At 72.1% G+C, this 19281-nt stretch carries 22 protein-coding genes; 11 read left to right on the plus strand and 11 right to left on the minus strand.

Annotated elements, in window-relative coordinates; all coding sequences use genetic code 11:
* Window positions 1-9 precede the first annotated feature (9 nt).
* The gene (locus tag ACFC0D_RS27385; protein WP_376441200.1) at window positions 10-2364 is read right to left on the minus strand and encodes a molybdopterin cofactor-binding domain-containing protein; all 2355 of its coding nucleotides are present in this window, start codon (window positions 2362-2364) and stop codon (window positions 10-12) included.
* 163 nt (window positions 2365-2527) lie between these two features.
* Here ACFC0D_RS27385 and ACFC0D_RS27390 point away from each other — a divergent pair, with 163 nt between their 5' ends.
* Both ACFC0D_RS27390 and ACFC0D_RS27395 read left to right on the plus strand, forming a co-directional pair.
* Window positions 2528-3223: an NADPH-dependent F420 reductase gene (locus ACFC0D_RS27390; protein WP_376441203.1), complete on the plus strand. Its 696-nt coding sequence runs from the start codon at window positions 2528-2530 to the stop codon at window positions 3221-3223.
* 107 nt (window positions 3224-3330) lie between these two features.
* Window positions 3331-4155, plus strand: a complete 825-nt coding sequence (locus ACFC0D_RS27395; protein WP_376441206.1) for a class I SAM-dependent methyltransferase — start codon at window positions 3331-3333, stop codon at window positions 4153-4155.
* A gap of 130 nt (window positions 4156-4285) precedes the next feature.
* Here ACFC0D_RS27395 and ACFC0D_RS27400 read toward each other — a convergent pair whose 3' ends face one another.
* A complete protein-coding gene (locus ACFC0D_RS27400) occupies window positions 4286-5281 on the minus strand; it encodes a glutamate ABC transporter substrate-binding protein (protein WP_376441208.1) in 996 nt (331 codons plus the stop codon).
* 102 nt (window positions 5282-5383) lie between these two features.
* On the minus strand, window positions 5384-5773 hold the full coding sequence (locus tag ACFC0D_RS27405; RefSeq protein ID WP_376441211.1) for a hypothetical protein: 390 nt from the start codon (window positions 5771-5773) through the stop codon (window positions 5384-5386).
* Window positions 5774-5921: 148 nt separating this feature from the next.
* Between ACFC0D_RS27405 and ACFC0D_RS27410 the strand changes: the two genes are divergently transcribed.
* Window positions 5922-6671 carry a type 1 glutamine amidotransferase gene (locus ACFC0D_RS27410; protein WP_376441214.1) on the plus strand — a complete coding sequence of 250 codons (750 nt, stop codon included), beginning with the start codon at window positions 5922-5924 and terminating at the stop codon, window positions 6669-6671.
* A 100-nt stretch (window positions 6672-6771) separates the two neighbouring features.
* Window positions 6772-7212, plus strand: coding sequence for an OsmC family protein (locus ACFC0D_RS27415; RefSeq protein WP_329124246.1), 441 nt, complete (start codon window positions 6772-6774; stop codon window positions 7210-7212).
* Window positions 7213-7227: 15 nt separating this feature from the next.
* On the opposite strand, the gene ACFC0D_RS27420 is transcribed toward ACFC0D_RS27415, so the two are convergent.
* On the minus strand, window positions 7228-7920 hold the full coding sequence (locus tag ACFC0D_RS27420; RefSeq protein ID WP_376441217.1) for an RraA family protein: 693 nt from the start codon (window positions 7918-7920) through the stop codon (window positions 7228-7230).
* A gap of 257 nt (window positions 7921-8177) precedes the next feature.
* Between ACFC0D_RS27420 and ACFC0D_RS27425 the strand changes: the two genes are divergently transcribed.
* Window positions 8178-8939 carry a metallophosphoesterase gene (locus tag ACFC0D_RS27425; RefSeq protein ID WP_376441220.1) on the plus strand — a complete coding sequence of 254 codons (762 nt, stop codon included), beginning with the start codon at window positions 8178-8180 and terminating at the stop codon, window positions 8937-8939.
* 77 nt (window positions 8940-9016) lie between these two features.
* Window positions 9017-9580, plus strand: a complete 564-nt coding sequence (locus tag ACFC0D_RS27430) for a DJ-1/PfpI/YhbO family deglycase/protease (RefSeq protein ID WP_376441223.1) — start codon at window positions 9017-9019, stop codon at window positions 9578-9580.
* Between the two features lie 69 nt (window positions 9581-9649).
* Here ACFC0D_RS27430 and ACFC0D_RS27435 read toward each other — a convergent pair whose 3' ends face one another.
* Window positions 9650-11098 (minus strand): carboxylesterase/lipase family protein, encoded by a 1449-nt coding sequence (locus ACFC0D_RS27435; RefSeq protein WP_376441225.1) that lies wholly within the window; start codon window positions 11096-11098, stop codon window positions 9650-9652.
* A gap of 222 nt (window positions 11099-11320) precedes the next feature.
* Here ACFC0D_RS27435 and ACFC0D_RS27440 point away from each other — a divergent pair, with 222 nt between their 5' ends.
* Window positions 11321-11680: a hypothetical protein gene (locus tag ACFC0D_RS27440; RefSeq protein WP_376441228.1), complete on the plus strand. Its 360-nt coding sequence runs from the start codon at window positions 11321-11323 to the stop codon at window positions 11678-11680.
* Window positions 11681-11782: 102 nt separating this feature from the next.
* On the opposite strand, the gene ACFC0D_RS27445 is transcribed toward ACFC0D_RS27440, so the two are convergent.
* From ACFC0D_RS27445 to ACFC0D_RS27460, 4 genes are all read right to left on the minus strand, one after another.
* Window positions 11783-12184: a DUF4440 domain-containing protein gene (locus ACFC0D_RS27445; protein ID WP_376441231.1), complete on the minus strand. Its 402-nt coding sequence runs from the start codon at window positions 12182-12184 to the stop codon at window positions 11783-11785.
* Window positions 12181-12711 carry a GNAT family N-acetyltransferase gene (locus ACFC0D_RS27450; RefSeq protein ID WP_376441234.1) on the minus strand — a complete coding sequence of 177 codons (531 nt, stop codon included), beginning with the start codon at window positions 12709-12711 and terminating at the stop codon, window positions 12181-12183. Before ACFC0D_RS27450 ends, ACFC0D_RS27445 begins: the two co-directional genes overlap by 4 nt.
* A gap of 68 nt (window positions 12712-12779) precedes the next feature.
* Complete coding sequence (locus ACFC0D_RS27455) at window positions 12780-13295, minus strand: DinB family protein (RefSeq protein WP_376441236.1); 516 nt, start codon at window positions 13293-13295, stop codon at window positions 12780-12782.
* A gap of 108 nt (window positions 13296-13403) precedes the next feature.
* Entirely contained in the window at window positions 13404-13769 is a 366-nt protein-coding gene (locus tag ACFC0D_RS27460; RefSeq protein WP_376441239.1) for a cupin domain-containing protein, read from the minus strand.
* A gap of 565 nt (window positions 13770-14334) precedes the next feature.
* Here ACFC0D_RS27460 and ACFC0D_RS27465 point away from each other — a divergent pair.
* From ACFC0D_RS27465 to ACFC0D_RS27480, 4 genes are all read left to right on the plus strand, one after another.
* A complete protein-coding gene (locus ACFC0D_RS27465; RefSeq protein ID WP_376441242.1) occupies window positions 14335-14721 on the plus strand; it encodes an SPW repeat protein in 387 nt (128 codons plus the stop codon).
* Between the two features lie 210 nt (window positions 14722-14931).
* The gene (locus ACFC0D_RS27470) at window positions 14932-15291 is read left to right on the plus strand and encodes a DUF805 domain-containing protein (protein WP_376441244.1); all 360 of its coding nucleotides are present in this window, start codon (window positions 14932-14934) and stop codon (window positions 15289-15291) included.
* A gap of 190 nt (window positions 15292-15481) precedes the next feature.
* Window positions 15482-16774: an ATP-binding protein gene (locus ACFC0D_RS27475; RefSeq protein WP_376441247.1), complete on the plus strand. Its 1293-nt coding sequence runs from the start codon at window positions 15482-15484 to the stop codon at window positions 16772-16774.
* Window positions 16775-16917: 143 nt separating this feature from the next.
* Window positions 16918-17496 (plus strand): YdeI family protein, encoded by a 579-nt coding sequence (locus ACFC0D_RS27480; protein WP_376441249.1) that lies wholly within the window; start codon window positions 16918-16920, stop codon window positions 17494-17496.
* A 4-nt stretch (window positions 17497-17500) separates the two neighbouring features.
* Here the strand turns inward: ACFC0D_RS27480 and ACFC0D_RS27485 are convergent, their stop codons facing one another.
* Together ACFC0D_RS27485 and ACFC0D_RS27490 are read right to left on the minus strand one after the other, a co-directional pair.
* Window positions 17501-18001 carry a GNAT family N-acetyltransferase gene (locus ACFC0D_RS27485; RefSeq protein ID WP_376441252.1) on the minus strand — a complete coding sequence of 167 codons (501 nt, stop codon included), beginning with the start codon at window positions 17999-18001 and terminating at the stop codon, window positions 17501-17503.
* Window positions 18002-18041: 40 nt separating this feature from the next.
* Complete coding sequence (locus ACFC0D_RS27490; RefSeq protein WP_376441255.1) at window positions 18042-18452, minus strand: hypothetical protein; 411 nt, start codon at window positions 18450-18452, stop codon at window positions 18042-18044.
* Window positions 18453-19281: the final 829 nt, after the last annotated feature.

Consider the following 19281-nt stretch of genomic DNA (forward strand, 5'->3'; position numbering starts at 1 on the left):
CTCCTGCTCCTAGAAGGCGCGGTCGAGGCCGTCGACCGGCGAGGCGGGAATCGGCGGGGTGGTGGGCAGCGGCTCGAATCCGAGCGGCTCGGCGTGGTTGACCGGGAACGTCGTCGGCATCGTGCCGGTGGCCCGGCCGTACGCGCAGGCGACCGCGGCCATCGCGCCCGCGACGGCCAGCTCACCCGCGCCGCCCGGCCGGTCCGAGGTCGGCGGCATCACGACGATCTCCAGCTCGGGCGGGGTGTTCCACTGCCGGGTGTAGAAGTAGTTGTCCCAACTACCCTCCTGGAAATGTCCGTTGCGAAGGTGCAGTCCCGAGGTGAGGGTGACGGCGATGCCGTCGATGATGCCGCCCATCATCTGGGCCTGGAGGCCGCGCGGGTTGACGGCCAGGCCGACGTCGACGGCGCACACGACCTTGGTGACGCGAGGTCCCGTGTACGCGTCCTCGATCTTCCGTCCGGTGGTCTCGGGCCGGCAGTCGATCTCGGCGAGGACGGCGACGAAGGCGTGGTACTCGGGATGGACCGCGATCCCCTGGGCCATGCCGGCGGGGAGTGAGCGCCCCCACTCCCCCACCTCCGCGACCTTGTCCAGGACGGCCCGCGCGCGCTCGTCCTTGAGGTGACGGCGGCGGAAGTCGTACGCGTCCTTGCCCATCCGTCGTGCCAGCTCGTCCACGACGAGCTCCTGCGCGCACCGGACGTTGGGCGAGTAGATGTTGCGCATGGAGCCCGTGTTGAACCCCTTGTCGGTCTCGCTCAGCAACTGCGTGGTGACCCCGAAGTGGTACGGGCTCTGCTGGGTCAGCTGGAAGATCGTCTCGGAGAAGGTGAGGTCGCCGACGGGCAGTTGGGCGGCAGTGGAGGTGATGATCTCGCCGAGGCCATGACCGAAGTCCGTGGCGACGGAGGTATGGCGCTGCTCGTACGTCAGCACCTCGCCGAGGCTGTACGTGGCCCGGACCCGGGAGGTCGACATGGGATGCGTACGGCCCTGGCGGAAGTCGTCGGTCCTGTGCCACATCAGCTTCACGGGCTTGCCCATGGCCCGGGAGATCTCGGCGGCCTCGCCGGCGGCATCGTGGAAGAGCTTGCGGCCGAACGATCCACCGCCCTCGGTGACATGGACCTTGACGGCGGTGATCGGGAGACCGAGCCGCAGGGCGATCTGCTCCTGGGCGACGATCGGCGACTTCAGGCTCGCCCAGATCTCGGCCGTGTCCGCACGCACGTCGGCGATGGCGCAGTTGGTCTCCAGGGCGCTGTTGCTGGCGAAGTGGAAGGTGAAGCGGGCGTCGACGGCCTTGGTGAGGAGCGGCAACGGAGGTACGACGAGAGGGAGTTCGGCGGATCGGAGCTTCTTCAGGACGGTCGTGTCCGAGGCGCCCTCGGCGGTGCCGGGGCCCCAGGTGACCCGCAGGGCGCGGACGGCGTCGATGCACTGGCCGAAGGTGCGGCCACGGACGGCGACGCCGGTGGAGATCCGCACGACGTCGGTGATGCCGGGCATGGACCGGACCTCGTCCAGGTTCTCCACCGAGCGGACCGTGCCGTTGATCGTCGGCGGCCGGCAGACCATCGTGGGCAGCGCGTCGGGCACCTGGACGTCCATCGCGAACTTCTTGCGCCCGGTGACGGCCTCCAGGGCGTCGATCCGCCGCTGCGCGGTGCCGATGACCTTGAACTCGGAAGGCTTCTTGAGGGCGACGCCGACCGCGGTGTCGGTGAAGGAGGCGGCCTTCACGGCGAGTTCGCCGTAGGACAGGCTTCGGCCGGTCGTCGAGGAGACGATCGCCCCGGCCTTCGCCGTGAGCGAGCCCACCAGCTCCCCGAGCTCCAGGGCGGCGGCGCGCAGCAGCCGGCCCCGGGCGACGGCGGCGGCGACGCGGATGGGCGTGAAGGTGGAGATGGTGGTGTTGGAGCCGCCGGTGAGCTGGTTGAACAGCAGCTCGGGGCGGGCGTCGGCGAGGGTGACCCGCACCTTCTCCAGCGGCAGATCGAGCTCCTCGGCGAGCAGCATCGCGGAGGAGGTGGTGATGCCCTGGCCGACCTCGGCCCGGGGCAGGGCGAACGAGGCGGTGCCGTCCGGGTCGATCCGGACGGTGATCAGGTTCGCGGTCGGCAGGGCGGCATGGGTGAGCATGTCGTTGAGGTCGTAGATCTCGGACGGCCCGGGCAGGGACGGCACCACGGAGGGCGCCGCGGCGGCGGCAGGGGCGGGCGCGAGGACCGCCTCGCCCAGCTGTGCGGCCACGGTCAGGGTCGGCGCCGCGAGCACGTAGCCGAGGAACCGTCGCCGGTCCGGGCCGCTCGCGGACTCCTCCCGCGGGTGCTGCTGCGCATCGTCGCGCGCTGTCATCGGCTGCCCTCTCGACGAACCACGAAGTCCGACGGATCATCGCGCACGCGGCGCCGTGCGCGCACCGGAAGGCACAGGATTCACTCGGGGCACGCCAAGCCCTCACGACACTGCGGGCGGCAGCGGGGAATAGCGCACCCGAGGCGGACGGTTGTGAGCGCACGTGGCACACGGCCGCACCGGCTCGGAAGGAAGCTCCATGAAGATCGGCATCATCGGCGCAGGAAACATCGGCGGCAACCTCACGCGCCGCCTCACGGCCCTCGGCCACGACGTGTCCGTGGCCAACTCCCGCGGCCCGGAGACCCTCACCGCACTCGCCGAGGAGACCGGCGCGAAGCCGGTGACCGTCGGCGAGGCGGCGCGGGGTGCCGAGATCGTCGTGGTGACCGTCCCGCTGAAGGCGGTGCCGGACCTGCCCGCAGGGCTCTTCGACGGCGCGGCGGAGGGCTTCGCCGTGATCGACACCGGCAACTACTACCCGCAGCAGCGCGACGGCCGGATCGCGGCCATCGAGGACGGTCTCACCGAGAGCCGCTGGACCGAGCAGCACCTCGGCCACCCGGTGATCAAGGCCTTCAACGGCACCTATGCCCAGGACATCCTGGACAGGCCTCTCCCGGCCGGCGACCCCGAGCGCATCGCGCTGCCCGTCGCGGGCGACGACGAGGTCGCCAAGAAGACGGTCCGAGCCCTCATCGACCAGCTGGGCTTCGACACCGTCGACGCGGGCGGCATCGACGACTCCTGGCGCCAGCAGCCCGACACCCCCGTCTACGGCCTCCGGGACGGAGTCGCAGCCGTCACCAAGGCCCTCACCGAGGCCTCACCCGACCGCCCGGCGTCGTTCCGGGGCTGACGCCGCGGGGACCGTGCGCGGTACGTGTGCCCCTTTCGGCCGAGTGGGGCGGGGCGCCGTCGACAGCGGTGGATCGGGCCGTCAGACTGCTCGCGGAGGTGACGCGGGTGGTGGAATCGAAGGACATGCGGGCCGCGGTTCGCACGACGTACGGTCCGGCCGACCTCAGTTCGGTCCCGGTGTTCGCCGGAGGGTTCATCAACTTCGGGTACTGGCGCTCGATCGACCTGGCCGGACCGCTCACGGTCGACGACCGGGTCCGCAGCCAGGAGGACATGTACCGGCATGTGCTCGACGCCGCCGGACCGCTCGCCGGTCGGCGGATCGCCGAGGTCGGATGCGGGCTCGGTGTCGGCTGTGCGCTCGCCCTGCGCGAGTACGAACCCGAGCAGGTGACCGGTATGGACATCCATCCGCAACAGCTGGACCGCGCCCGCCGGACCAACGCGGATCTGCTGAGGACCACACCGTCGGGGATCCGGTTCGTCCTCGGTGCTGCGGAGGAAATGCCCTTCGATGACGGCGAGTTCGACTGCGTCTACAGCGTCGAGGCCGCTCAGCACTTCGACGACATGAGCGCCTTCACCCGGGAGACGGCCCGCGTGCTGCGGCCCGGCGGGCGGGTGGTCGTCGCGAGTTTCTTCACCCCGGACGACGCCCCGGACGGCGGAGCCCGGCTCGCGTCGTACCTGGAGTCGTTCGCCGACGGGCTGGACATCGCGCGTCCCGTGACGCACGTGACCGATGCGTTCGCCCGGGCGGGCCTGACGGACGTGCAGGCCGCGTCCATCGGGCCGGACGTGTGGCAGGGATGGGACCGCTGGCTGTCGGACCAGTGGAAGCCGGGCACGTGGCCGCGGAACTTCCTGAAGTCCTACGAGCAGGGCATCCTCGACTACTACGTCGTCACGGCCACCCGCCCGAAGGCCTGATCTCCCGGACCCGGATCCGCCGTCGCGCACCCTCGCCGCCCGCGCGAGGCGCATGTGGCCCATCGCGGTCGTCACCGGGGCGGTGGCGGGGGCATGCCGGACGGCCTCCCCCGCCACTTTCACACCAGGGCTACGATCCCGGGGCGTACGCGGCCGGTGGCGGGCCCTGGGGCTGGGCGCCCAGGGACGGTGCGAGCCACTGGTTGTACGAGGTCGTCCAGGGGCTGGCGGCACCGCCCCTGCGGTAGTCCTCCAGGACCGCGTTGACCCGGCGCGCCAGATCCGTGTCCTCCTTGTTCATGGCCACCCCGTACAGGGAGGTGTCCAGACGCGGGCCGACGAGCTGGAGGTTGGGGTCCTGTGCGACGAGCCCGGCGGCCAGGGTCGCGTGGGTGAGGATGGCGTCGACGTTCCCCTGCTGGAGCTCGACGAGGCAGTCCAGGTGGCTCGCCGTCTCCACGGCGACGGCGCCGGTCCTGGAGCCGCTCAGGAGATCGGCGGCCGAGCTTCCCTTGCTGAGACAGACGCGCCGGCCTCGCAGCTTCGGGTCGAAGCCCGTGATCTCGGAGCCTTCGGGTACGAGCAGTTGATGGCCGGTCTCGAAGTAGACGCTGGAGAAGGCGATTTCGGTCAGTCGCTCGCAGGTGATGCTCATCGTGCGGACGACGACGTCGACCTGGCGGGCCTGGAGCCGGGAGATCCGCTGGCTCGGCGGCATACTGACGAAGCGGACCGTGGCCTTCGGGCCGAGGATGTCACGGGCGATCGCCCGGACGAGGTCGATGTCGAAGCCGACCGGTTCGCGGGTCCGCGCATCCAGTGAACCCCAGAGATAGCTGTTCAGGTCCACCCCCGCGACGAGATGGCCGCGCTCGCGGATGCGCCGCACGGCCGGACCGTCCACGCGTGAGGGCCGCGGACTCGCCCGCCGCGGATCGCACGCCGGGGCACGGGCGGGCGGCGCGGCCGCGGTTCCGGCGGTCGCGCGGAGGGCGGCGGACGGTCCTGGCGTCACGGCGGCGGCCGGAGCCGCGGCCAGGACCATCGCCGTGAGCAACATCCACAGTGTGGAGCGGCGGCCCAGCGGCCACCTCCCCCGGCGTACCGACTCGGATCCAGCAGTCACAAGCCCCACCCCCGCGCAGCCGACTCCCGAGGCACAAGGCTACGCAGCGCAGCACCAACACGCGGGCCGGATCGGAGAGTTGACCGTATGTTGGGACAGCCTTCACCGTCCCCGCAGGGCAGGCAGCGACGGCAGCGCGAGCTTCCGGCCCATCTGCGCGAGTCCACCGACCCGGGCGCTCAGACCCTCCGCAACCCGCCGGCCCTCCGATGCACCTAGCCCCTCCGACGCGTCCCGGCCCCTCTGGGCACGCCCGCCCACCCGCATGCCACGGCCGTCCCGCATCGGTCGCACCGCGCGGAGCTGACAGCGCGACAGCCTGGCGCGCTGGCCGCCACTCGCGATCAGCGCGTTCACCGATGTCATCGGGTCGGCGCCCACGCTCCGCGCCAGCAACATGCCGACAGCGAGCGGAAGCAGCGCCACGGCCAGCGCCGAGCCGGTGGTGGTGACGTGCTGCATACGGCGGTTGCGCCGGTCGTCCGAGGTCATGACCGTATTCGACCAGCGGCGGCAGGTCCCCTGTATCGGCCGACGTACTCAGTCGGCCGTACGCACATACTCAGTCCGGGGGTTGTCGGCCGCCGCCCCGGGGATGCACCCTGGCGATCGGGCATCGGACAACGGAGGCGCGACGACTGTGACCCCCATACCCGGCGCGGCACCGTCCGTGCTCGTGGTCCAGCACGAGGACGGCACGGGCCCCGGTCTCGTCGGCGATCGTCTCCGGCGGACCGGACTCCACCTCGATGTCGTCCATCCCTGGCGCGGCGACCCGCTGCCCGACTCGCCGCACGGCCACGCGGGCCTCGTCGTCCTCGGCGGTTCCGCGAACTGCGAGGACGTCACGGCCATGCCGTGGCTGCCACAGGTCCGTGAGTTGATCCGCGCGGCGGTTGCCGAGGAGATCCCGCTGCTCGCCATCTGTCTCGGCGGCCAGATCCTCGCCCATGTGCTCGGTGGCGCCGTCGCCCCGCGCCCCCAGGGCCCGGAGATCGGTGTCGTCCCCCTGCGCCGGCTGCCCGCCGCCGACGCGGACCCCGTCCTCGGCGCGGTCCCCGAGGGCGCGTCGGCGGCGCAGTGGCACTGGGACGACGTGGTGCGACTGCCGCCGGAGGCGGTGCCGTTGCTCACCGGGGACGACTGCCCGATCCAGGCGTACCGGGTCGGATCGGCGGCCTGGGGTGTGCAGTTCCACCCCGAAGCGCTCGCCGGCTCGCTCGCCGATTGGGCCCTCACCGACGGTGCGGAGGCCCGGTCGGCCGGTGCCGATCCGGAGGCCGCCGTCGCCTCCGTGCGCGCGGCGGAGCCCGAACTCCGTACAGTCTGGGGGGCGATGGCCGACGCGTGGGGCGCCCTCGTCCGCGCCCGCACACGAACCGCTTCCTGACCTCCGGTGTGTCCCGGCGCGTCCGCTTGGCGGGCCGGTCCCCGTGGGGTTGCGTGGGCCGTCGACCGCACCGTACGCACACCGAGGAGTCCACGACACCATGGCCGACTACCGCATCGAGACCGTCCGCACCGGCTACCGCACCTGGATCGCCCGCAACGACCGGGGCGCGGAGGTGCGGATCGGCGCGGCCGACGACGCGGACGCACAGCCCTCGTTCACCCCGGTCGAACTGCTGCTCGCGGCCATGGGAGGCTGCGGCGGCATGGTGGTGGACCGGACGGCCCGGGCCGTCGACCACGACGATCTGCGGATCGTGGTCGAGTCGGTGTCGGGGCCGGAGGACGACGGCCGGCTGGGCCGGATCAGGGTCAGTTACGAGTTCGAGCTGCCGGAGAGCAACCCGAAGGCGGCGGAGGTCTTCGCCCGCGGGGTGCGGCTGACACACGAAAAGTTCTGCACGGTGAGCCGGACGGTCGAGCACGGCGCGACGGTGGAGGCGGTGCTGCCGGACGGCACGATCGGCTTCCGGGCCGGCTGATCCACGCCGCGGGACCTACTCCTCGATGGCGCCACCGGTCCGGCGCAGATGCTGCCGGAAGGTGTACGACGGGTCCGCCTCCCGCTGCGCGAGATACTCCGCGAACCGCGTCTGCGCGCGCAGTGTCTCGCCGGCCCTGATCCTGCGCGCCTGTTCGCGCTCGGTGCGGTGGATGCCGTGGGCGGTCTCGAGGACGGCGTCGACCCGGTCGGCGGCCACGAACAGCACACCGTCGTCGTCGCCGAAGACGATGTCGGCGGCGCTCACCAGGTGCTCGCCGCACCGCGCGGTGCGCAGGGCTTCCGGCTCCCGTGCGTCCACGCGGACGGGTCCGGGCGCATGGCTGCCGTAGGAGAAGACGGGCAGCCCTATCTCGACGAGATCGGGCGTGTCGCGGTGCAGCCCCCAGACGACGAGACCCGCGACACCGGCCGCCTCGGCCTCCAGCACGGCGAGGTCCCCGACGCAGGCCTCGTCGCGGCGCCCCGCGTTGTCGACGACGAGCACGTCCCCGGGCTCGGCCGCACCGAAGGCCTCCAGGAAGACGTCGACGCTTCCGTAGTGCCGGGCCGGCAGCACGCGTCCGGCGAGGCGCTGCCCCGGCACGACGGGAGCGATTCCGGCGGGAGCGGCACGCAGCGGTTCGCCGAGCCGGACGCAGGCGTCGGCGATCAGGGGCGTGGAGAGCTCGGCGAAGTCCTTCAGCATCGGTGGTGTCCGTTCTCCGACGGGGTGCCCGCGCCCGACGACCGGGGGCGCGGGTGACGCGGGCGGCGGCTGTCGCCCGATGCTATGCGCCGGAATGCGGCGCGGTCCCGGGCCACTTGTGCCGATGTGGCCCGCGCGGCGGTCGGGCGGGCGGCAGTAGTTTCACGGCGGGGACGCGGAGGCCGTCCCGTGGTTGCCGGGGACGCGGAGGCCGTGCGCGGTCCTCGCGGCCTCGCGCCGGAGAGGGGTTCACCGCCGTGATCGTGATCGCGCATCTCAGCGACATCCACATCGACAGCTCACCGCGCAGCGCGGAGCGCACCAGGTCCGTGATGGCCTATCTGGAATCGCTCGGCATCGACCTCGACGCGGTCGTGGTGACCGGTGACATCGCCGACCACGGTCTGGAGTCGGAGTACCTCCATGTACGGGAGTTGCTGCGGACCCGGCACCCGCTGCTCGTCTGTCCGGGAAACCACGACGTGCGGGACGAGTTCCGCCGCGCGCTCCTCGGCGAGCCCGTGAGACGGGCCGGCGCCCCGGTGAACCAGGTGCTGCGCGGAGCCGGGTTCGTGCTGGCGCTCTGCGACTCGTCGGTGCCGGGGAAGGACGAGGGGTTCCTGGAGGACGAGACCCTCGCCTGGCTGGAGTCCGTACTGGACGAGACGCCGGAAGAGGTGCCCGTCCTGGTCGGGTTCCATCACCCGCCGACCGCGCTGCACATCCCGTTCGTGGACGGCATACGCCAGTTCGGGGAGCACCGCCTCGCCGAGCTGGCCGAGCGGCGGCACGGCATCGTCGCCTTCCTGTGCGGGCACGCGCACACGGCGGCCGCGACCACCTTCGCCGGGCTCCCCCTGCTTGTCGCGCCGGGGGTGATCTCGACGTCGAAGCTTCCCTGGGAGTCGTCCGGCCCCGGTGTTCATGTGTACCGGGACGAGATGGCGCCGTCGCTCGCCTTCCACGTCCTGGACGAGGGGGGCAGTATCACCACCCACTACCGGAGCATCCCCGTCTAGCGTCCCCGTTTAGCGGCGCGGAGCGCGGAGACTCGCGTGAGTGTGGCCTGTGCGCGGCCCACAGGCAGGAGGCTGCCGTGTCCCTCGACGGAAAGCACGTCCTCGTCCTCACGACGAACTACGGCACGGAGCAGGACGAGCTGAAGAAGCCCGTGGCGGCCCTGCGCGAGGCGGGCGCCCGGGTGACCGTGGCGGCGCGGAAGGCCGAGCCCGTCCACACGCTGGTCTCGGACCGGCGGCCGGGTGATGTCGTACAGCCCGATGCGACGTACGGCGAGCTGTCGGCGGACGGCTTCGACGCGGTGGTCGTGCCGGGCGGCACCGTCAACGCCGACCGTCTGCGGGTCGACCCGGCGGCCCAACGGCTGCTGTCGGCGTTCGCCAAGACCGGGAAGACCGTGGCCGCGATCTGCCACGGTCCGTGGCTGCTCGTCGAGTGCGGGCTCGTACCGGGCAAGGAAGTGACCTCGTACCCCTCGATCCGTACGGATCTGGTGAACGCGGGCGGGACGTGGGTGGACCGCGAGGTCGTGGTCGACACGTCCGGCGGATTCCGGCTGATCACCTCGCGCAGGCCCGCCGACGCCCGGCGCTTCGCGGAGGCGATCCTCGAAGCCCTCGGCGGGGCTCCGTCGCCGTGAGGCTGCGCTCTCGGCCGCGTGGCGCCCGGGCCGGTGCGGTGCGAGGTCGGGCGGCCGCGCGGTACCGGGTCAGGTGAGCCAGATCTCGCGGACCTGGCGCAGCGGGTCCCGCTCGACGCGCGGCTCCGTGTCCCAGACCATCGTGGCGCGGCCGGCGGCCGTGTAGCGCGGCCAGGACTCGCCCGGGTCCTGGTCCCGTACGAAGGAGACCCAGGCGCGGTGCATCGCGTCGGCGAGGGCGCGCGGCGGCGCGTCGCCCGCCGCCGCCGTGACGCCCTCTGTATCCAGGAGGTCGAAGGCGTACGGCAGGTCGAGGCAGTGGAAGGCCATCGAGTTGACCGGCGACTCCCACACGAACTCGTAGAGCCAGGTGGGTCGTTCGCGCGCTGCGCGGGCGTCGGCCACGGCCAGGGACGGGGCGCGGAAGGTGGCGTCGGTCAGCGCCTGCCCGAAGAGGCGCTCGGGGCCGTCCGCGGCGTAGGCGGCGGTGAAGGACTCCACCCGGTCCGGCGCCAGGCCGACGGCGCCGAGGAGGGCGGGCACGGGCGGGCCGTCGGGTCCCGGGGAGGGGATGGCGTTGAACTCGTGCGCCGTGAAGCCCAGCATCAGCGGGACGTCGGCGCCGGCGTCGCCGTCCGTCAGCGCGTCGAGGACCGGTTCCGGGATCAGCTTGCCGTCCGCGAAGGGTGCGAGCGCCAGCATCGGAGGCAGCCCCTCGCGGTCGGGTCCGGGCTCGCCGAGCCGGTCCTGGAGGTCGAGCAGCTCGTCGTCGTGCAGGTCGCGCAGGGCGGCGGCGGGGACGCCGGTGCGGGCGGTGAAGAGGCGGGCGGCGGCGCGGGCGACCTCGGGTCCGTCCGGACGCATGACCGCCCCGGAGACGGAGAGCGCGCCACGGAACAGGTCGCGGGCGGCGGGGACCGCGAGCAGGGTCTGGACGGCGCCGCCGCCCGCCGACTGGCCGGCGACGGTGACCTTGGCCGGGTCGCCGCCGAAGCGGGCGATGTTGTCGCGGACCCATTCCAGGGCGGCGATCCAGTCCAGGACGCCACGGTTGTCGGGCGCGTCGTCCAGGTGCAGGAAGCCCTCGATGCCGAGCCGGTAGCCGAGGGAGACCAGGACGACGCCGTCACGGTTGAAGGCCGAGCCGTCGTACCAGGGGCTGGCCGCCGATCCGGCGACGTAACCGCCGCCGTGGATCCAGACCAGGACGGGCAGGCGCGCCTCGGGGTCGGGCTCGGGCGTGAAGACGTTGAGGTTGAGCACTCCGGCACCGGGGACGGAGGGCTCGGGGATGGTGGTGACCTCGGCGAAGGGGCGCCGCTGGGCGGTCGGCCCGTACGCGGTGGCGTCGAGGGGCTCGGTCCAGGGCTCCGGCGGCACCGGCGCGGCGAAGCGGAGGTCGCCCACGGGCGGCTGCGCGTAGGGGATGCCGAGGAAGCGGACGCTGCCGTCGGCGCGCCGCTCGCCGCGGACGGGTCCGCGGGTGGTGGTCACGAGGGGCGCGGCGGTGGGCGTCATGGAAGCTCCTGGGGGTCACGTGACGCGGGCGCGCCGATGAGGACGAGAGGAAGGTAACACGTGTCACCATCACGTGTCACCCATCGCCGCGACCGAGACGTCACCGACGGACGGCGCGGTGACTCGCGTACGGGCCAATGCTCTTGACGATCCGTCCGTGGTGTCGCCCTCCCGAGCGCGGGTAGGACCGTGACGGACGGCGTGGCGGCAGGGGGTGGCGGCGTGGACGCGTCGACGGTGGTCGGGGTCCTTGTGGTGGCCGGCGGGGCGGCTCTGATGGCGACGGGTGCCGTCCGGAAGGGGCGGGCGGTCCGTCCGCTGCGCCCGGCCCGGGCACGGGCCGCCGCGGAACGCGCGGACTCCCGTGTCCTGCTGCGCGCGGCGGGGATGGCGATCGCATCGGCACGCGACGCGGCAGGCCACGGCGAGCCGGCCATCGTCACCGTCGAGGACGTGATGCGCCTGACGGTCGAACACTTCGGCCGCACCGACGTCCCCCGCGAGCAAGCGGCGGCGGCCCTCCGTCGCCAGTACGAACGCGCCGCCTGCGCGACGGACTGCGTGACCGACGCGTTCGGCTGACGCGCGGGGTCCTGGGACTGCTGCGGCGCGCGCGGGCACGCGTCACATGTGCGGCGCGCCCGGGACGACGGCCTCGAGTTCGGCGATGCTCGTCTGCCCGTCCTACTCCACTTCCGGTGGGACGGGCGTTGCCTGGTGGTAGTACATGCGCCAGCCCGTACCGTCGCCGGCCCGGCGCCAGAGGGAACTGCGGCGGGCGCGCAGGCCGTCGATGACCGTTTCGTAGGTCAGGTGGACCAGACCGGGGGCCAGGAGCGTGCCGGACATCGCCGAAGGTTCGTAGCGCGGGCCGTCGTCCGTGCCGCCGGGGAGATCGGGCAGTGCGGCGAGCATCCGGTCGTACGTCCAGCGGCGGCCTGAGGCGCCGACCTCGACGAAGTCGGGGTCGAGCAGTTCCCGGGCGAGCGCACGGGACGTGCGCACGGAGGGCTCCATCAGCCGAAGTTCCGCCGCGACGGCTTCGGCGATGTCGGCGGCCGAGGCGGCCTCGAACGGCGCGCTCACAGGGCGATCCAGTAGCGCCGCTTGCGGCCGAGCTCCGTCTCGCGGGTGTCCTCCAGGACGCCGCCGTTGCGCTCGATCGTGCGCGCCGAGGCGATGTTGTCCTCGTCGCAGGTCACAAGGACTCGGTCGAGGCCGAGGGCGCGGGCCTCGGGGAGGACCGCGCCCAACGCCCAGGTGGCGAGACCGCGGCGGCGCGCGGAGGGCCGGATGCTGTAGCCGATGTGCCCGCCGGCGCGCAGCAGGAAGTCGTTGAGGTCGTGGCGCAGGTCGATCGCGCCCGCGTACGCGCCGTCCTCGACGATCCACCAGTGCGTGGCGTGCACCCAGCCCTCCGCGAGCGGGCGTGTCGCGTCGGACTGCGCACGCAGTCGCCCCACCCAGGCGTCGAAGATCTCGGGATGGGCGAGGGCGTCCCCTTCCGCCAGCCTCATCCCGGCGCCGTCCTGGTGGACACCGGGGCTCCACTCGGCATGTGCTTCGAGCCAGGAGGAGTGAAGACGCGAGGTGGGGGCGACCAGTTCGGGCATAGGCGGGACCATAACAGGCCAACGTGCCCCTGGAGCAGGGCATTCACGGCGCCTGTCGGGCGACCGCACTACTCGCCGGTGAGCCCGTCGATGCGTTCGCGGAGCAGGTCCGCGTGGCCGTTGTGACGGGCGTACTCCTCGATCATGTGGGCCAGGACATAGCGCAGGGAGTACACCTCCTCGCCCAGGTGTCCGCGGTCGTCGAGGGAGTCCGCCGCGGCCACGACGGCACGGGCCCGGGCGCACTCGTCCCGCCACACCGCGAACGCCTCGGCGACCCCGGCCTCGTCGAGGTCGTCGACATCGAAGTCCGCCCACTCCGTCGAGCCGGGCGGGGTCCAAGGGCTGCGGCTCCGCTCACCGTTGACCACATTCCGGAACCAGCCGCGTTCGACCTCGGCCGCATGTCGCACCAGGCCGACGAGGGAGAGTCCCGAAGGCGCGATCGCGCGCCGCTTGAGCTGCTCCACCGTCAGCCCCGCGCACTTCATCTCCAGGGTGTCGCGCTGGAACTGCAGCATCGCGGTGAGAGTGGCGCGCTCGTCGGCGGTACGGGGCGGTGGTGTGCGGCGATCTTCGTCCATCGGGTCATCGTGCCGGAGCGCACCGGCGGCGGTCCCCGCATTTCCCCGGGGTGGTTCGCCGAAGCGTCCTGCCTCACGGGACGTCGGCCGAACGCGGCCGCGGCCTCCTCAGGCGCGTTGGGCGTAGTTGCCGAAGCCGACCCAGTCCAGGGCCACGCAGGGCTCGTCGCCGAGCACCCAGGCGTCGTGCCCCGGTGAGACCGTGAAGAAGTCGCCGGGGCCCACCTCGAGCGATGCGCCGTCGTCCATGACGATCTTCATCCTGCCGCTGACGACATAGCCGACGTGGTCCGCCTGGCAGCTGTCCGTACCGGCGATGGGCTTGACGTGCTTCGACCACTGCCAGCCCGGCTCGAAGACGGCCCGGCCGACCGCACCGCGATCCGTGTTGACCAGGTCCAGCCTGCCCTTGCCGCCCTCGAAGGGACGGGTCTCATCTGCGGAGTCGAAGCTCCGGGACGCGATTCCGGTCATGTTCGTCCGCCTCCAGGCGGTGAGACGTGCCAGCCCCCGAGTCCTCTTCCAGGTTACGCCGAAGGGCCCGCGCGGGGCGTCCTGTTGCCGCGAGCGGGCCCAGCACCGCCGCGGGACGGGCCCGCGCCTCGGTCGCCTTCCGCGTCCACGGGCCTCCCGGCGTACGGATCCGGCATACGCGCCTCCGCGGTAAGGAGCCGGCCCGTACGGAACTCCGCGCACTCGATGTACGTCGTACACCACCGACGGTGATTCCCCGTCGCGCACGAGAAAGGCCCACGACGGCACCGGGGCACATATCGATACGCGTCGACGCTTGGCCTTTCACCGGCCATTCATTGAACAGTCACCTTCTTTGGCGGTTCCCCGCTAATCCGTCACGCAATTTCTGTACAGATCCCTTATCGGACAGATCTACACATAAAGGCTAGATAAGAGCACAATGAAACCGCGGTATCACGCCGCAAGCACGATCAGACGTGCAGGACGCCAGAAGGAGGCGAGTCGTATGTCTGACGTCTCTCACCGCCCCGGTGATATCAGGGGCCACCCGGACGCACCGGAAATGCGTGACCGCTACTCCCGAATGCTCCAGACCCGTGGTGTCGCCGCGGTCGAGGAACTGGTCATCCTGGCCGGCATCTGGGCCGCCGTGTCCGCTTACACGGTCCACTTCGCGGGAACCCACCCGGACCTCGCCCTCAGCAACCTGATCGTCGGCATCGCTCTCGCCGGTCTCGGGCTCTGCATGTCGATGGCACCGGAGCGGTCGGCGGACCTCAACTTCGTCGCCCTGGCAGGTGGCGTGTGGCTGATCATCTCCCCGTGGGTAGTCGCACGGAACGCAGACACTGGCGCGATCGTGAGCAACGTCATCACCGGCGCATGCGTCTGCCTCTTCGCGCTCACGGCGGGCGGACTCCTGATGAGCAAGACGAGGAAAACGGGATGAAGTTCTGATCCTCCCCCCAAAGCGGCGTCACATCCCTTCATCGGGATGCGACGCCGTCGTCGTCCCCCCGGGCAAACCAGACACATCACCCCCCAACGCCCCTCGCCAGGTAACGAATTGACCGACGGCGTTTCGGCCACATAAGTTCTGCGTAAGCTTGCTCCACAGGGACAGGCTCCCGCTCGCATTCCCAGTCCTTGGGGGGACTAAGTGAACTGGTACCTCGACGTTCTCAAGAAGTACGCCACATTCAGCGGTCGCGCGCGACGCCAGGAATACTGGATGTTCACGCTGTTCAACGTCATCGCGGTAGTCGTCCTCGCGATCATCGACAACGCGGTCCTGGGTGTCTACCCCGCGCTGACCGCCGTCTACATGCTCGGCGTGCTGCTCCCGACGCTGGCCGTCACGGTGCGACGCCTGCACGACACGGGCCGCTCGGGCTGGTGGTACCTGATCGCCTTCGTCCCGCTCGTCGGCGGCATCATCCTCTTCGTGTTCACCGTCCTCGAGGGTGAGGGCCAGCCGAACGCCTACGGCGACAACCCGAAGGCCATCGCCGCGTACTAAGCAGTACCGCCCGAAGCCCCCGGAAGGTTCCCCTTCCGGGGGCTTCGGGCATTTCCGATGCCGTACGCCCAGTGACGGTTCGTAGCATTTGCCGCTCGCGCCTTGTGCACCATGGAGCACGACCCGCCTCCTCGCACGCCCCTAGCCTCGCCGCAGCGGCGCGCAATGGAACGAACGAGGGGCGGTAACGATGAACTGGCTCATCCACGACTACCGCGAGAGCGATCTCGCCGCAGTGGTCCACCTGATCGACACCACGGCCGAACTCGGCCAGGAATCCGTCTTCTCCCTGGCCGAATGCATCGGCGCCCTGACCTCCCGCCAGCCGGCGGTCGTCGCCGTGCACCAGGGCGTGCCCATCGGAACGGCGCTCGCCTGTGTGGCCGGGGAGCGGGCCTGGGTGATGCGGATCGCGATCGCCTCCGCCTGGCGGGGCCGCGGCCTCGCCAGTGCGCTTCTGGTCGAGCTGGAGCGACGCCTGGTCGCGGCCCGGGTCGGCCGGATCGCCTACGTCCTGCCCGAGGAGGACCTCCTCGGCGAAGGACTTCTCAACGCGGGTTACACCCGCCAGCCGGCCGTCGCCTACTTCGAGAAGGTCGAGCCGCTGCACGGACCCGCCGCCAACCTCCTCGACGACCTCGGCGGCAGGCTGCTGCCCGGGGACCTGTGGGCGAAGGTCGCCGGCATGGAGCGCGAGAAGGATCTGATCGAACGACGGGTCGTGCTGCCCCTCGCCGAGCCGGAGCGCGCGGCGCGGCACGGTGTCCGACCGCCGCGCGCCGTGGGCCTGTTCGGCCCGCCGGGTACCGGAAAGACGACGTTCGCCCGTGGAATCGCCTCGCGACTCGGCTGGCCGTTCGTGGAGATCCTGCCCTCCCGGCTCGCGGACGAGGGCAATCTGGCGGCGGCGCTGCGCTCGGCGTTCGCCCGGATCGCGGAGTTGGAACGGGTCCTGGTCTTCATCGACGAGGTCGAGGAGATCGCCCCGGTCCGTCAGGAACCGGCGCAGCCCGGCGGGATGCACGGGGTGACGAACGAACTGCTCAAGCTGATACCGGGTTTCCGGGAGCGGGACGAGCGGCTCCTGGTCTGTGCGACGAACTCGATCCGCTCCCTCGACCCGGCCTTCCTCCGCCCCGGCCGTTTCGACTACCTCATCCCGATCGGCACGCCGGACAAGGCGGCCCGGGCCGCGATCTGGGCGCGGTACACCGACGGCCGGCCGGACGTGGACATCGACGAACTGGTGGCGGCGAGCGACCTGTTCACGCCCGCCGACATCGAGCACGCGGCCCGGATCGCCGCCCAGAACTCCTTCGAGCGCGATCTGGTCTCCGTCGGTGGACGGACGGCCGCCGAGGAACGGCTGCCGGGAGCGAGTACGGCGGACTATCTGAAGGCGATCGGCCAGTGCCGTCCGACGGTGACGTCGGAGATGATCACCCAGTTCGAGTCGGACATCACCACGCACGCCCGGTTCTGACGGGTTCCGCTCGCGGGTGGTGTGCCGCCCCTCCCGGTCGGGTGCCGGCGTTCGGCCGGTATCCGACCATGTCGATCACGGCCCGAATATCTTGGTCACGAGCGGATTCCGCGACGACAGACCGACAGAGGGGGACTGGTCCCATGGAGCAGTACGAGGGGCTCGAGCTCATGACCGTCACGAAGACCGAGGAGCTGGAGTCCTGGCTGGAACAGCACCATGCCGACACTCCCGGGATCTGGCTGAGAATCGCCAAGAAGGGTAAGGGGGGCGAGTCGCTGACGATTCCGGAGGTGCTCGACTGCATGCTCTGTTTCGGCTGGATCGACGGGCAGCGCAAGGGCGGGGACGGGGCTTACTACTTCCAGAAGTACACCCCGCGCCGGGCGCGCAGCCTCTGGTCGCTGGTGAACGTCCGCAAGGTCGACGCGCTGGTGGCCGCGGGCCGGATGCGCGAGCCGGGACTCGCCGAGGTGCGGGCGGCGCAGGCGGACGGCCGGTGGGAGTCCGCGTACCCCTCCCAGGCGGAGGCGACCGTGCCCGACGACCTGGCGGCGGCGCTGGCGGCCGACGAGAAGGCGCGGACCTTCTACGAGCAGCTCGGGAAGACCGATCAGTACATGGTGATCCTGCGGCTGTGGCAGGCGCGCACGCCCAAGAACCGGGGCGAGCGGCTCGAGCGGATGATGGCGAAGCTGGCGGCCGGCGAGAAGGTCACCTGACCGGTCACGCCGTCCGGCGGTAGAGCACCTGGGGGGCCTCGAACTCCACGAAGGAGGCCGCGTGGACCATCCCGATGGCCTCCAGGAGCCGTCGCGACCGTTCGTTCGCCTCCTGGGTCACCGCGACCACACTCCGGGTGCTCTCCAGCGCACGGTCGACGGCCGCTGCGACGGCCTCGCGCGCGTAGCCCTGCCCCCAGTGCTCGGGCAGGAACTGGTACGAGACCTCCGTCTCCCCGTCCCGCGACGCCGGCTCCACGGTGACGAGGCCGAGCAGCGTCCCGTCGGAGGCCCGGACGACCGCGTGGACGCCGGGCGCTCCGACGATCCGTTGCTGCCGGATCCGTACGACCTGGTCGATGACCGGACCGCCCAGGTGGAACCGGACGTCGGGGTCGGTCCACAGCCGCGTGACGGCCGGCACGTCACGCGCCCGCACCGGGCGCAGCAGCAGTCGCTCGGTGGCGAGGGCGACGTCGGCGGGCGGGGCGGAAGACGTGTTCATACGTACGATCATCTCAGCTCGGCCCGGCCGTACGGGCGGGTCAGGGGCGCATCCGGCGCTGTACGGCGGCCAGGGCGCCGGCCTTGCGGCCCGGGACGCGCTCCCGCAGCGCGACAAGCGCGGGTCCCAGCTCGCGGGCCCGAGCGGGGTCCTCGATCTGCTCCCACTGGTGGTGCGCGCGGTCGACGGCGCCCTCGACATCGGGCTCCCCGGGCTCCTGGCTCAGCCCGAGCCGGGCCTGGGCGGCCGCGATCCACAACTCGCAGCTGCGGGCGGGCTCCCCGGCGAGCCGTGCGAGATCTGCCCGCACCTCCATCCAGTGCACGGCCTGCTGCGACCGAGGCCCATGCCGCCGCAAGGCCTCCTGCTCCCACGCGACGGCCACCGCCACGGCCTCCCCGTGCCTCCCGGCCTGCGCGGCGGCGAGGATGGCGGGGTGCGGATCGGGCACGCCGACGGGTACGGCGGCGGGCGTCGGCCGGGCGGGGGGATTCCCGGAGCGGGCGGGAGCCCCGACGGGCGAAGCGGCCGTGAACGGGCCGGCCGGGACGTGTACGGGTGCTCCGTAAGGAGCTGACTCCGGTACGGCCACGGGTGCCGTGCCCGGAGCAGGCAGTGTGGCGGGGGCGGGCGCTCCACGCAGGCCGGGCATCGGGCCGGGCGCCGGGCCCGCGAGGGGAACGGGCACCGCTACCGGCCCCGATGCCCGATGAGAGGCGTTCCCTGGGACGGTCACCGGAGCCCCGTGCGGAACGGACTCCGGAACCGGCCCGACGCCACTCTGCGCAACGGGCAAGGCGACGGGGGCGGAAGCCCCGTGAGGAGCGGCCACCGGGACCGGCCCGGGGCCGGGCACCGCTACCGGCCTGGGCGCCCCGAGCGAAGCCGACGCCCCGACTGGCCTGGGCGCCCCGTGCGAAGCCGTCTCTGCGACGGGCGCAGACGCCCCGTGTGGAGCCGACGCCGCGACCGGCCCCGGGCCACCCTGGGAACCCGGTACCGGCCTACTCGCCGCCACGCCGCCACCCGGCCTCGCGGCCTGCGGCCCACCGGCGAAGGCCGGCGCCGGGCCGGGCCCCGGCAGTGGCAGCCCGCCGGACGCGTCGGCACCGACCGCCGGGGTCAGAAGCAGCGACTCCATCCCGCCCTGCTGAGTCGCCGCCTCCGCGTGGAGGTGGGGCAGGGGCGGGCGGGCGCCCGTGCGCCAGACCGTGGCGAAGTGGCGGAGGTACTCCGGGGTCGGGGGGGGGGCGCCCGCCCGGGGCGGGGGGGGGCCCCCC

It is taken from the genome of Streptomyces sp. NPDC056222, from assembly GCF_042264065.1.
In the GTDB taxonomy this organism is placed as follows: domain Bacteria; phylum Actinomycetota; class Actinomycetes; order Streptomycetales; family Streptomycetaceae; genus Streptomyces.